This is a genomic window from Blastococcus atacamensis, from assembly GCF_002938425.1.
Classification (GTDB): Bacteria; Actinomycetota; Actinomycetes; order Mycobacteriales; family Geodermatophilaceae; genus Blastococcus; species Blastococcus atacamensis.
Window position 1 is genome coordinate 22504 of the sequence record NZ_POQU01000012.1, and the last position, 12737, is coordinate 35240.

Consider the following 12737-nt stretch of genomic DNA (forward strand, 5'->3'; position numbering starts at 1 on the left):
CTACCGAGACCGCGATCACAGCGCCCTCCGGGCGCCGCAGCACCAAGACACACAGTGCCACTCATCGCGGTGCTCGTCGGAGTGAGACCGCCCTCCGGGCACCTGCACTCCCGCTTCGAACGCCGGATCATGGACAGGTGCGAACCGTGGGCGTCGAGGAAGAGCTGCTGGTCGTGGACGCGAACGGTCGCCCCGTGCCCAAGGGTCCCCAGGCGCTGGACGTCGCGTCGCGCGCCGGCGAGGGGGAGGACGTCAACCTGCACGACCGCGCCGAGCACGGAGAGGTCGAGACCCCGGAGACCGCGCACCTCATGCCGGAGCTCAAGGCTCAGCAGCTGGAGCTCGGCACTCCGGTCTGCAGCACCCTGGACGACGTCCGCCGCGAGCTGCGGCACTGGCGTGGCCGGGCCGACGCCGCCGCGTCCGCCGTCGGAGCGCGCGTCGCCGCCCTCGCCACCTCGCCGGTGGCCGTCGAGCCGGTGCCGACGGAAGGGGAGCGGTACGCCCGGCTGAACGAGGCCTTCGGACTGACGGCCTGGGACGTCCTCACCTGCGGTTGCCACGTGCACGTCTCGGTGGCGGACGACGAGGAGGGCGTGGCGGTCCTCAACCGGATCCGCGTCTGGCTGCCGGTCCTGACCGCCATGACCGCCAACTCCCCGTACTGGCGCGGCCGCGACACCGCGTACGCCAGCTTCCGGTCGCAGGTGTGGCACCGCTGGCCCTCGGCCGGCCCCAACGGCCCGTTCGCCGACGCGGCCGACTACCACCGGCTCGTGGACGAGGTGCTGGCCACCGAGACGGTCCTGGACACCGGGATGATCTACTTCGACGCCCGGCTCTCGGCGAAGTGGCCGACGGTGGAGGTCCGAACCGCCGACGTCGCCCTGCGGGTCGAGGACGCCGTGACGCTCTCCGGGATCGTGCGTGGCCTGGTCGAGACCGCCGCACGCGAGGCCCGCGCCGGGGGAGCTGTACCCCACATGCGCCCCGAGGTGCTCCGGCTGGCCGCCTGGCGGGCAGGGCGCTCGGGGCTCTCGGGCAACCTGGTGCACCCGCCCACCGGCCGCCCCGCGCCCGCCACCGACGTCCTCGCCGAGCTGGTCGACTCCATCCGCCCGGCGCTGTCCGACGCCGGCGACGAGCAGGCCGTCGAGCAGGGTGTCCGCGCCATACTGGAGCGCGGCACCGGAGCGGACCTCCAGCGCCGGGTGCACCGGGAGACCGGCGATCCGGCCGCCGTCGTGCGTGCAGCGGTCGAGGCCACGCACGAGGACGCCGACCGGGCAACGGCCGAGGCCACCGGCTAGATTCCGCGCATGTACACGGCGAGCTGGCGCGACGTGGTCCGTCCGAAACTCTTCGGAGTCTCCCCGGACCCGAGGGACAAGCCCTACCGGTTCGTCATCCGGATCGCTCTCGTCGTCTTCCACCTGTTCCGCTTCCGGTTCGACGTCCGCGGCTCGGAGCACGTGCCGGCCACCGGCGGTGCGATCATCTGCAGCAACCACGTCAGCTACTTCGACTTCACCTTCCTGGGCCTGGGGGCGCTCCCGCAGCAGCGGCTGGTGCGGTTCATGGCGAAGAAGGCCGTGTTCGACAACGGGGTCGCCGGGCCGTTCATGCGAGCCATGCGGCACATCCCGGTCGACCGGAGAGCCGGCTCGGCCGCGTTCGAGGCCGCGGTCCGCGCGCTCAAGGACGGCGAGGTCGTCGGCATCTTCCCCGAGGCCACGATCAGCACCAGTTTCACCATCAAGGACCTGAAGGCCGGCGCCGCGCGCATGGCCGTCGATTCCGGCGTCCCGATCATCCCGGCGGCGGTCTGGGGAGGGCACCGCGTGGCGACCAGGGGCCACAAGGTGGAGCTGCGCCGCGGTGTCCCCGTGAGCGTCTTCCTCGGGGAGCCGATCGTCCCCGCACCGGGGGAGCAGGTGTCGGCCCTCATGCAGCGCACGCGGGTGGCGATGGAGGCCCTCCTCGACGAGGCGCAGCGCGGCTACCCCGACCAGCCGGCCGGTGACGACGACCGCTGGTGGCTGCCCGCACACCTGGGGGGCACCGCTCCCACGGCGGCGGAGGCCGCTTCGGCCGCCGCCATCCGGGCCGCCGGCAAGGAGGTCCGGGCGGCGAAGAAGTCGCCGCGGGCGTTGCTCGCCGGCCGGCTCCGCCGCCGGTGACCGGTCAGTCGACGACGACGGGAGCCATCAGCCGGAAGGCCTCGAGCTCCACGTCGTACCAGTGCCGCATGCGTCCGAGCGGAGCCATGCCCAGCCGCCGGCAGACCGCCATCGAGCGCTCGTTGCCGGGACGGACGACGGCGTAGACCTCCGGTAGCCCCAGCCCGAACGCCCGGCCGATCACGGCGCGGGCGGCCTCGGTGGCGTAGCCCTGCCCCCACGAGTCCGGATGCAGATGCCATCCGATCTCGACCTCGCCGACGCCCTGGGGGAGCGGTTTGAGCAGCACCGTGCCCGCGGCAACGCCGTCGGGACGCTGGACCGCCCAGCAGCCGTATCGCTCGTCGGCCCGACGCACCACCTGCCAGCGGGCCACGAGCTCCGCCATCGGCAGCGTCGGCGGGCCGCCCAGCCACCGGGTCACCTCGTCGCGGCCGTACAGGTCCTCGAGCCGGGCGAGATCGTCAGGAGCCGTGGTCCAGGCGCGCAGCTGCAGCCGCTCGGTGCACAGCCGCTCGCCCCCGGATCCCATCGCCGGTGGCTACCGCCGCCGTCGATCGACAAACATCACGCCCGCGCGTGCCGCAGGAGGACGACGCCCTTGCCGAAGCTGCGCGTCTGCCATGAAGCCGTCCAGCGACACCGTCGTCCGCACCACCACGCTGCCCATGGGTGGAGCCTGCCGCGCCCGGCCGCCGAGAGGAACCGGTCACCCGGTCACGAGGACACCGTGGTCTGCTGTCCCGGCCACGCACCGACCTCCCGGAGGACCTTCCGCATGAGCCTGCTCGTCACCGACGTCACCGTCGGCGACCGTCCCGGGCGGGCGGTGCACGTCGATGGCGGCCGGATCACCTGGCTCGGTGACGCCGTGGACGCCCCGGCTGCGGACCGCGTGGTCGCGGGGGAGGGGGCGCTGCTGACCCCGGCCTTCGTGGACGCGCACGTGCACGCGACGGCGACGGGCCTGGCGCTGACCGGGCTCGACCTCCACTCGAGCCTCAGCGTTGCCGATGCCGTGGCCTCGCTCCGGTCGCACGCCGCGCGGTCGGGGAACGGCATCCTCCTGGGCACGGGCTGGGACGAGACCGGCTGGCCGGAGCAGCGCGGGCTGACCCGGCAGGATCTCGACGCCGTCGTCGGGGAACGGCCGGCCTACCTGGCGCGGGTCGACGTGCACTCAGCGACGGTGTCGACCGCCCTGCTCGACCGCATCCCCGGCATCGCGGACCTGCCCGGCTTCTCACCCGACGGCCGGCTGCGCCTCGACGCCCACCACGCCGCCCGCCGGGCCGCCTACGGGGCGGTCGACACGAGCCAGCGCCGTGCGGCGCAGCGGGCCACCCTGGACGCCGCGGTGGCCCTGGGCGTCGGCAGCCTGCACGAGATGGCCGGCCCCGAGGTCTCCTCGGACGACGACCTGCGCGAGCTGCTCGCGCTCGCCGCGGCATCCCCCGGTCCGCGGGTGCTGGGCTACTGGGGCGAGCTGTCCGAGCGCGGGGGGCTGGACCTGGTGCGCGAGCTGGGTCTGGCCGGCGCCGGGGGAGACCTCTTCTGCGACGGCGCCCTGGGCTCGCACACCGCCGCGCTCAGCACCCCCTACAGCGACCGGCCCGATACCTCCGGGGCCCTCCGCTTCGACAGCGCATCGCTGGTGGAGCACGTCCGCGCCTGCACGGCGGCCGGCATCCAGGCAGGGTTCCACTGCATCGGCGACGCCGCCGTGGACCAGGTCCTCGACGCCGTGGGCGTCGTCGTCGAGGAGCTCGGGATCGCCACCGTCCGGGCCTGCCGGCACCGCCTCGAACACCTGGAGATGGTGTCCGATCAGGTGCTCGAGCGGATGCGGGCGTGGGACATGGTCGCCAGCGTGCAGCCCGCGTTCGACGCCGCATGGGGTGGCGACGCCGGGATGTACGCCGAGCGCCTCGGGGTGGCGCGGGCACTGGCGTGCAACCCGTTCGCAGACCTCGCCGACGGCGACGTCGTCCTGGCGCTGGGCAGCGATGCCCCCGTGACGCCGCTCGACCCGTGGGGTGGCGTGCACGCCGCCGTCGACCATCGGACGCCCGGGTCGGGCCTGCGTCCGTTCGATGCCTTCGACGCCGCGACGCACGGCGGCTGGTACGCCGTGCGGGCGGAGCACCCGGCGGGCCCGCTGGGCGTGGGAGCGCCCGCGGACCTGGCTCTCTGGGCGACGACGGACGGCCTCTCCCGCGTGCTGGCCGACCGCGGCCGACCCGGGTGCCGCCTGCTCGTCGTGGACGGCGAACCGCTCGGGTGACAGGACCAGCGGTGCGTCCGCTGGCGATCAGTAACGATCCGATCACACTCCGACTCGCAGCCCTCCCGGGTCTCGATTCCTCGGCGTGCGTTTCTTACAGTCCCTGGAGTTCCTGACCGGAAGCACCACACCGTGCTTCTCCGGCGGGCGCGTCGGTCCTCCCGGTCGACGCGGTGCGGCTCCGGCCGCCCGCGACAGCCGGGCCGAGGAGGAGCGGCACGCACCCCGGAGGAGGAGGGCGCGGGCCCCCGGCGGAGCCCATGCGGACCCGCGCCATCAGACAACGGTCGCGCCGCTCGCATCCGGCGAGCGGCCGTCCGGCCCGAAGGCGCGTCGACCACGTGGTGCATTCGCCGGCGCCGTCGGCCAGGAAGGTCCGCAACCCGTGCGGGCGACGTCGGCGTAGGCCCGACCGCCGCGCGGCACGGAATGGGATGCTGGGTCGGGACCGCCACCACCGGCGGTCCGGACCCCGCCCGAGCGGTGCGGGGACGGTCCGCCCGTCGGGGCGGCGGCATCCAGGAGGCAGGGCGTGCCTGCAGGCGAGAGCGGGCCGGGAACGGGCACGCTGCCCCGGTCGACCGCTGCCGGGGGCGCGACGTCCTCGCTGCGGGGCTCCCCGCGGCGAGGGGTCACCCGTCGGCTGCCCTGGCCGACCCCACTGGCGGTCGTCGGAGGCCTCGCCCTCGTGCTCGCCTTCCCCGGCCACGACCTGCCCGCGATGGCCGTCCTCGGCCCCGCCGCGCTGTCCCTTGCCGTGCACGGCCGACGGCCCCGCTCCGGCCTCTGGCTGGGTCTCGTCCTGGGGCTGGCGTTCTTCGTGCCGCTGCTGTCCTGGACCGGCGTCTACGTCGGCCCGTTCCCCTGGCTCGCACTCGCGGTCTTCGAGGCGCTGCACATCGCGCTCCTGGGTGCCGCCCTCGCCGCCACCTCCCGCCTCCCGCTGTGGCCCCTGTGGGGCGCCGCCCTCTGGGTCGCCGACGAGGTGCTGCGCGGCCGGTTCGTCCTCGGCGGCTTCCCGTGGGGCCGGCTGGGCTTCAGCCAGACCGAGGGACCGTTCCTGTCGCTGGCCGCCTACGGCGGTGTCCCGCTGGTAAGCTTCGCGGTCGCCCTGACCGGCACGCTGCTGGCCGCGGCGGTGCTGACCGCCTCCCGCGCCTGGCGCGGCCGTTCCGCGGACGGCCGGGGTCCGGCCCTGCGCGGCGCCGCGGTCGCCGTCGCCGCGGCGCTGGCCGTGCCCCTCGCCGGAGCGGCCGCCTGGCTGCCGCTCCCGGGCTCCTCGCTCACCGACGGCGGCCCCACGAGCACGGTCGCCGTCATCCAGGGCGACGTGCCGCGGGCCGGCCTGGACTTCAACGCCCAACGACGGGCGGTGCTGGACAACCACGTCGAGCAGACCCTGCAGCTGGCCGCCGACGTCGCCGCCGGGCGCCAGGCCCGGCCCGACGTCGTCCTGTGGCCGGAGAACAGCTCGGACATCGACCCGTACACCAACGCCGACGCCGCCCGCCGCATCCAGCAGGCCGCCGAGGCCATCGGCGCGCCGGTGCTCGTCGGAGCCGTCGTCGAGGGGCCCGGGCGGTTCGTCAGCAACACCGCGATCGTCTGGGACCCCGAGACCGGGCCGGGGGACACCTACGTCAAGCGGCACCCCGTCCCGCTCGCCGAGTACGTGCCGGCCCGCAGCTTCTTCCGCTTCTTCAGCGAGAAGGTCGACCTCGTCCGGCGCGACTTCGCCAAGGGCAGCGAGGTCGGCGTGCTCGACGTCGGCGGCGTCCGGCTCGGGGACCTCATCTGCTTCGAGGTGGTCTACGACGGGCTCGTCCGCGATGTCGTCGACGGCGGCGCGGGGATGATCGTCGTCCAGACCAACAACGCCACCTTCGGCTACACCGACGAGAGCGCCCAGCAGCTGGCCATGAGCCGGCTGCGCGCGGTGGAGTTCGGCCGCACCGTCGCCGTGGTGGCCACCAGCGGCATCTCCGCGATCGTCGCCCCGGACGGGAGCGTGGTGCGGCAGTCCGGGCTCTTCACCCCGGACGTGTTCGTCGAGGCGGTGGCCCAGCGCGACGACGTCACGGTGGCACAGCGCCTGGGCGCCGCGCCCGAGTGGGTGCTCGCCGCCCTGGGGCTGGGCGCACTGCTCGTCGTCGTGCGGTCCGGGCTGGCCCGCCGGCGGAGGACGACGGCGTGAGCGACCGGGTCCTGGTCATCATCCCGACCTACAACGAGGCCGAGAACGTCGAGCGGATCCTGGCGCGCCTGCACGCCAGCGTGCCGGAGGTGCACGCGCTCGTCGTGGACGACGGCTCGCCCGACGGCACCGGGGCGCTCGCCGACGCCGTCGCCGCCCGCGACCCGCGGGTGCACGTGCTGCACCGCACCGCCAAGGCCGGTCTCGGCCAGGCCTACGTCGCCGGCTTCCGCTGGGCCCGCGAGCGGGGCTACGACGTCCTGGTCGAGATGGACGCCGACGGCTCGCACCCTCCCGAGCAGCTGCCCGACCTGCTGGCCGCCCTGGAGCACGCCGACCTGGTGCTGGGGTCCCGCTACGTCGACGGCGGCCGGGTCGAGGACTGGCCGGTGCACCGCCTGCTGCTGTCGCGCGTCGGCAACGGCTACACCCGCTGGGCGCTGCGGCTGCCGCTGCAGGACGCCACCGGAGGGTTCCGCGCCGCACGCGCCGAGCTGATCGACCGGCTGCCCTTCGACGAGGTGTCCAGCGCCGGCTACTGCTTCCAGGTCGACTGGGCCTGGCGGGCGCTGCGCGCCGGGGCGCGGGTGGTGGAGGTGCCCATCACGTTCACCGAACGGGAGTACGGCCGGAGCAAGATGAGCGGCTCGATCGTTGGAGAGGCATGGGTGCGCGTGACCGTCTGGGGTGTCCAGGACCGGCTCGCGGGCCTGCTGCCCGGCCGGGTACGGCCGCCGGTGCCCGGAAAGGCCGACTGACCGGCCCGGGGCGCGAGGACCGGAAGGGGAGACCGACGTGGCTGATCTGGTGCGCCGACGGCTGAAGCTGGTCGTGGGGGTGACGGCCCTCGCCGAGCTGGTCGTGTTCGTGCTCGTGGCCGCCTGGATCGGGGCGGGGTGGACGGTGCTGGCCACCCTGGCCACCAGCGCGCTGGGCGCCCTCCTCCTCGCCCGCCAGGGCAGCCGTGCGCTGACGGACCTGCGGGAGCGGGCACGCAGCCGTCGCGGCGCGGGGACCGAGCTGGGCAACGCCGGTCTCGTCGCCGCGGGCGGGTTGCTCATGGTGCTGCCCGGCTTCCTCGGCGACGTCGTCGGCCTGCTGTGCCTGATGCCCGGGACGCGGGGATTGGTCCGCCGTGCGCTGGGCGCCCTGGTGCTCTCGCGGCTGCCGGCCGGGATGCGCGGCCCGGTGCACGTGCGCAGCACCCGCACGCCGGGGGTGGGGGAGCGGCGCGCGCCCTCCGGCGAGCCGCTCGTCATCGACGGCGAGGTCCTGCGGGACGCGCAGGGCCGTCCCGTTTGAGCGTCCCCCGGAACGCCGAACGGCCCCGGTGGAGAATCCACCGGGGCCGTCGGTAAGACGCTGGAACGGCCCGCCTCCAGGGGCCCGCTGCGAGCTCGCGAGCGGTCGGGAGGGAGCGAGGCCCTTCTCCTAGCTGGCGCGGGTACGTCGGCCGCGGAGCACCTCGAGGCGCTCGGCCAGGACCTCCTCGAGGTCCTCGACACTGCGACGCTCGAGCAGCATGTCCCAGTGGGTCCGCGGGGGCTTCACCTTCTTGGGGGCCGGCTCGGTCCCACCGATGAGCTTGGCCGCGGAGCCGTCGAACTTGCACTCCCACGTGTCGGGGAGCTCGGCGTCATCGGCGAACGGCACCGTGAACAGGTGGCCGGAGGCGCACCGGTACTCCGCGTACTGCCGCTCGATGGGAGCCGTGTTGCGCTCGGTCTCGTAGCTGACGCTGCCCAGTCGGCTGCCGCGCAAGGAACGCTCACCCATGGCACACCGTCCTCTCGTCTTGTTTCGGTCGGGACTCGACGTCCGGTCGACAGGGGCATACCCACGAGAACCGGGAATCAGAGAGATAAACGACGAAAAAGGCGGAGAGATTCCGCCGAATCGGCTGCTCATCATCGCATGGGGTCAGATCTCGGCCTCCACCGCCCCCCGCAGGGGTGACGTCCGCGGCCTCAGGGGAGGGCGAGCTGCCCCGGACCGGCCCCCGTGGGCCCCAGTTCGCCGCGCACGTGGTGCCGGCGGCAGAGCACCTGGTACCGGACGGAGGGGGAGTCGCCGCCCGCTCCGGGCAACTCCGGGGGAGCGGTGTCGGCGACGACGACCGTCGCGCCGGAACGGACCATGACCCCGTCCACCACGCGGGCGTTGAGCAGCCCGGGCAGGCCGCACCAGCACAGCACCTCGACCTGGATCCGCTGCACGTCGTCGGCGACCTCCAGCAGCCGCTGCGTGCCGGGGAAGAGCCGGGCGCGGAAGTCGGTGGTCAACCCGAGCGCGTAGACGTCGACGTGCGACTCGTCGACCAGTTCGGCGAGCTGGTCGACCTGCCCGGGGGAGAGGAACTGGGCCTCATCGACGATCAGGTAGTCCACCCTGTGCCCGTCGGCCCACCGGTCGCGCACCAGCAGCCGGAGGTCGGTGTGGGTCGAGATCTCGATGGCCGCCCGGCACAGGCCCACGCGCGAGCTGATCTGCGGGGCCGCCGAGCGGTCGCCCTGGGTCACCAGCAGCCCGTGCCGTCCCTGGCGGCTCTGGTTGTGATCGACCTGCAGGGCCAGGGTCGACTTCCCGCAGTCCATCGGCCCGTGGAAGAACCGCAGGTGGGCCGGTGCGGGGTGCCGCCGCCGGTCGCCCGCGGCGGGCACCACCGAGGGCAGCTCGGCCGCCGAGGTGTGCTGGGGGAGGGGAGCGGTGCGGTTCCCGTCGGCGGAGGTCAGCTGGACCGGACCGGTCCCGAGGGTCGTCACAGCTTCTCCGGAGCGGTGTTGCCGGCGGCGACGACGGCCCGGCGCATCGGCAGGGCGGCCAGCGCGATGAAGCCGGCGACGAAGAAGAACACCAGGCTGAAGATAGCCAGCCGGTAGGAGCCGGTCAGCTGGTAGGTCAGTCCGAACGCCAGGGGCCCCAGCCAGCTCGTCCCCCGATCGCTGATCTCGTAGAAGCCGTAGTACTCGGCCTCCTTGCCGGCGGGGATCAGCTGGCTGAACAGCGAGCGCGACAGCGCCTGGGTGCCGCCCTGCACGAGACCGATGACCGCGGCGAGCGCGTAGAACTGCGCGGCCGCCCCCTCCTGGAGGAAGAACGCGGCACCGATGACGCCGATCCAGGCCACGAGGGCGCCCAGGACGACCCGCTTGGCCCCGTACCTACCGGCGAGCCGGCCCAGTCCCAGAGCGCCGGCGATCGCGACGACCTGAACCATCAGGATGGCGCCGGTGAGGACGGACTGCTCAAGCCCCAGTTCCTCGGTGGCGTACACCGCCGACAGCGAGATCACCGTCTGGACGCCGTCGTTGAACAGCAGGTAGGCGCCGAGGAACCAGAGGGTCAACGGGAAGGCCCGCATCTCGCGGAAGGTCCTGGCCAGCTGGCGGAAGCTGCTGCCCGAGCGCGCCGCGGACGCCGCAACGGGGCGGTTGCGCAGCCGGGACACGGTGAAGACGGTGAAGGCGCCCCACCACAGTCCGGCAGTCGCGAGGCAGATCCGCACCGCCTCACCCGTCGTCAGACCCAGGGACTCCGCGCTGAGCACCAGGCCCAGGTGGATGGCCAGCAGGAGCGCTCCGCCGACGTACCCGAACGCCCAGCCGCGGCTGGACACCATGTCGCGCTCGTCCGGGCCGGCCAGGTCGGGCAGCCACGAGTAGTAGACGACCGTGGCGGCACCGAAGCTGATGTTGGCCACGACGAACAGCGCCGCGCCCAGCAGCCAGCGCCCGTCACCGGCGAAGAACAGGCCGGTGGTGGCGAGCGCGCCGATCGCGGCGAAGCCGGCGAGCATCTCGCGCTTGCGGCCGGTCCGGTCGGCGATCGCGCCGGTGAGCGGCAGCACGAGCAGCTGGAGGACGACTGACGCCGACAGCACGTAGGAGAACCAGCTGCCGGCGGCGATAGACAGGCCGAGGAACGACAGCCGCTCGTCGGGACCGGCGGCGTCCTCCGCGATCGCCGTCAGGTACGGACCCAGAAAGACGGTCGTCACCGAGGTGTTGAAGACCGACATGGCCCAGTCGTAGGAGTACCAGCCGAACCGCTCGCGCTTGAGCGCGCGGTCGACCGGTGGCACCGACGGAGCGGCGGGCGCGGTTGAGGTCACCGCGGCAGATTTCCAGCCCGGCCGCGAGCGGTCCAGCACCGCACCGGCGTCGTCACGGGATGCCATCCGGGACGACGCCTCCGGGGAAGGCCGCGACGGCGGTCGTGGGACGGGTCGGGTCGACGAACGCCGGGCCGTCGAGCTCGTCGGCCCGCAGTGGCCGCAGCCCGCGGGTGAGCGCCGCGGCGATGCGCATCCGGGCCCGGCTGGCGTCGCCGACGCGGCCCATCTCCAGGTCGTCGAAGTACACCGGCGGACCGACGTGGACCTTGAGCCGTGGCCGCCGGACGAGCGCCCGCACCAGGGTGCGCAGCTTGCCCTTGTCGTTCCCGTACTGCAGCACCTCGTGCGCGCCCCACTGGCTCACCGGGATCACCGGCACCCGGAGGCCGAGAGCCAGTCGCGCCATGCCGGTGCGACCGCGCTCGGGCCACAGGTCGGGGGCCAGACCGACCCGTCCCTCGGGGTAGGCGACGACGTGGCCACCGTGCACCAGCGCCACCTCCGTGACCCGCACGGCGTGCCGGGCCAGCTCGGTGCCCCGCTCCACCCGGATGGCCCCGGTGCGCTCGAGCAGGGGTCCGGCCACGGGCGCGCCGATGATGCCGCCGGTGGCCATGATCCGCGGCATCACGCCGACCCGGTGGAGGGCGACGGCGACGACGAACGGGTCGAAGTCGCCGATGTGGTTGACGGCCAGCAGCAGCGGCCCTCGGCGCAGCTCAACCGGGATGCTCCCGGTGACCTCCACCCGCCCGAAGATGCTGACCAGCCAGGAGAACCGGCGCAGGACGAGACACCAGAACCACCAGGGCGGGGCGACGGCGATGGCCAGCTCCCGGGCGAACCACTCGGGATCCTCGGGTCGCACGAGCTGGGCCAGGTCCTCCGGCAGGGGAGGGGTGCTGGGGCGCCATCCCAGGACCCGCGCCCGCAGGGTCACCGGCCGGTCCACTGGCCGCGGTTCTCCAGCAACTGGCGGAGCATCGCCGGACGGTCGGTCATGATCCCGTCGACCCCGAGGTCCAGCATGGCTTCCGCCTCGACCGGGTCGTCGACCGTCCACACGTGCACCTTCAGGCCGCGGGCGTGCGCGGCGGCCAGGAACCGCTCGTCGACCAGCGCCCGGCCACCCAGCTGCAGCGGCACCTGGGCACAGCCGGCCTGGATGCGGACGAGCCCCGCGGCCCGGGGAGAGTAGGAGGACAGCCGGAGCGCCGCCACGCCTCGCGGGCCCAGCGACGTGCACACGGCCGGACCGAACAGCCGGCGCGCCGCGGCGATGCGGGCGTCGGAGAAGGAGCCCAGGCAGATTCGGTCGGCCACCGACATGCGACGGACCAGCCGGACGAGGGGAGCGAGCACCCCGGCGGCCTTGATGTCGAGGTTGAACCGGACGTCGGGCCAGGCCGCCAGGAGGTCCTCCAGCCGCACGATCGGCTCCCGACCACCGATCCGGGCCTCGCTCACCTGCGCCCAGGTCAGGGAATCGATCCGGCCGGACTGGCCGGTGACCCGCTCGAGGGTGGGGTCGTGGAAGGCGACCAGGACGCCGTCCGCGGTCACCTGGACGTCGGTCTCCAGGTACTGGTAGCCCATGTCCACGCAGGCCTGGAAGGCAGGCATGGTGTTCTCCAGGTGCTCGATCGCTCCACCGCGGTGGGCCATGGCCAACGGCGTCGGTGCGTCGAGGTAGGCGAACCGCGCGGGGAGCACGCGTCCACGCTAGTGGGGTGCCGGAGCGCCGCTGCAGGACCCCGGTCGGCTCCCGACGGCACACGGCAGCGGTCCTTCCCTCGGCCCGCCAGGGCGTGTCACCCGGCTCTGTCGGCAGCGGCGTCTACCGTCCCCAGGCGTGGCACAGCAGCACGCGTCCGGGAGCACGACCACTCGTCCTGTCGTCCCCCTCCCCAGCCGGGGGAGCGACGAGCAACGGCGCTGCGGGTGGTGCCGCCGGGTCCTGCCCGA

At 74.0% G+C, this 12737-nt stretch carries 12 protein-coding genes; 6 read left to right on the plus strand and 6 right to left on the minus strand.

Annotated features, from left to right (window positions below):
• Positions 1-146 precede the first annotated feature (146 nt).
• Together C5508_RS05145 and C5508_RS05150 are read left to right on the plus strand one after the other, a co-directional pair.
• The gene (locus tag C5508_RS05145; RefSeq protein WP_232796928.1) at positions 147-1310 is read left to right on the plus strand and encodes a carboxylate-amine ligase; all 1164 of its coding nucleotides are present in this window, start codon (positions 147-149) and stop codon (positions 1308-1310) included.
• A 9-nt stretch (positions 1311-1319) separates the two neighbouring features.
• Entirely contained in the window at positions 1320-2180 is an 861-nt protein-coding gene (locus C5508_RS05150; protein ID WP_104523877.1) for a lysophospholipid acyltransferase family protein, read from the plus strand.
• A gap of 4 nt (positions 2181-2184) precedes the next feature.
• Here C5508_RS05150 and C5508_RS05155 read toward each other — a convergent pair whose 3' ends face one another.
• On the minus strand, positions 2185-2712 hold the full coding sequence (locus C5508_RS05155) for a GNAT family N-acetyltransferase (RefSeq protein ID WP_104523878.1): 528 nt from the start codon (positions 2710-2712) through the stop codon (positions 2185-2187).
• Positions 2713-2958: 246 nt separating this feature from the next.
• Here C5508_RS05155 and C5508_RS05160 point away from each other — a divergent pair, with 246 nt between their 5' ends.
• The 4 genes from C5508_RS05160 to C5508_RS05170 all read left to right on the plus strand — a co-directional run bounded on the left by C5508_RS05160 (position 2959) and on the right by C5508_RS05170 (position 7960).
• Entirely contained in the window at positions 2959-4464 is a 1506-nt protein-coding gene (locus tag C5508_RS05160; RefSeq protein ID WP_104523879.1) for an amidohydrolase, read from the plus strand.
• A 532-nt stretch (positions 4465-4996) separates the two neighbouring features.
• A complete protein-coding gene (lnt, locus tag C5508_RS19820) occupies positions 4997-6658 on the plus strand; it encodes an apolipoprotein N-acyltransferase (protein WP_232796929.1) in 1662 nt (553 codons plus the stop codon).
• Positions 6655-7416: a polyprenol monophosphomannose synthase gene (locus C5508_RS19825; RefSeq protein WP_198597890.1), complete on the plus strand. Its 762-nt coding sequence runs from the start codon at positions 6655-6657 to the stop codon at positions 7414-7416. The genes lnt and C5508_RS19825 overlap by 4 nt, the downstream gene beginning before the upstream one ends.
• A 37-nt stretch (positions 7417-7453) precedes the next feature.
• A complete protein-coding gene (locus C5508_RS05170; protein WP_104523880.1) occupies positions 7454-7960 on the plus strand; it encodes an FxsA family protein in 507 nt (168 codons plus the stop codon).
• A 129-nt stretch (positions 7961-8089) separates the two neighbouring features.
• Here C5508_RS05170 and C5508_RS05175 read toward each other — a convergent pair whose 3' ends face one another.
• The 5 genes from C5508_RS05175 to C5508_RS05195 all read right to left on the minus strand — a co-directional run bounded on the left by C5508_RS05175 (position 8090) and on the right by C5508_RS05195 (position 12485).
• Positions 8090-8434, minus strand: a complete 345-nt coding sequence (locus C5508_RS05175; RefSeq protein ID WP_104523881.1) for an RNA polymerase-binding protein RbpA — start codon at positions 8432-8434, stop codon at positions 8090-8092.
• 191 nt (positions 8435-8625) lie between these two features.
• Positions 8626-9420 carry a thymidine kinase gene (locus C5508_RS05180; protein WP_232796930.1) on the minus strand — a complete coding sequence of 265 codons (795 nt, stop codon included), beginning with the start codon at positions 9418-9420 and terminating at the stop codon, positions 8626-8628.
• On the minus strand, positions 9417-10835 hold the full coding sequence (locus C5508_RS05185) for an MFS transporter (RefSeq protein WP_104523882.1): 1419 nt from the start codon (positions 10833-10835) through the stop codon (positions 9417-9419). The genes C5508_RS05180 and C5508_RS05185 overlap by 4 nt, the downstream gene beginning before the upstream one ends.
• Positions 10822-11712, minus strand: a complete 891-nt coding sequence (locus tag C5508_RS05190) for a lysophospholipid acyltransferase family protein (protein ID WP_104523919.1) — start codon at positions 11710-11712, stop codon at positions 10822-10824. The genes C5508_RS05185 and C5508_RS05190 overlap by 14 nt, the downstream gene beginning before the upstream one ends.
• On the minus strand, positions 11709-12485 hold the full coding sequence (locus C5508_RS05195; protein WP_198597891.1) for a glycerophosphodiester phosphodiesterase: 777 nt from the start codon (positions 12483-12485) through the stop codon (positions 11709-11711). The genes C5508_RS05190 and C5508_RS05195 overlap by 4 nt, the downstream gene beginning before the upstream one ends.
• Positions 12486-12737 lie beyond the last annotated feature (252 nt).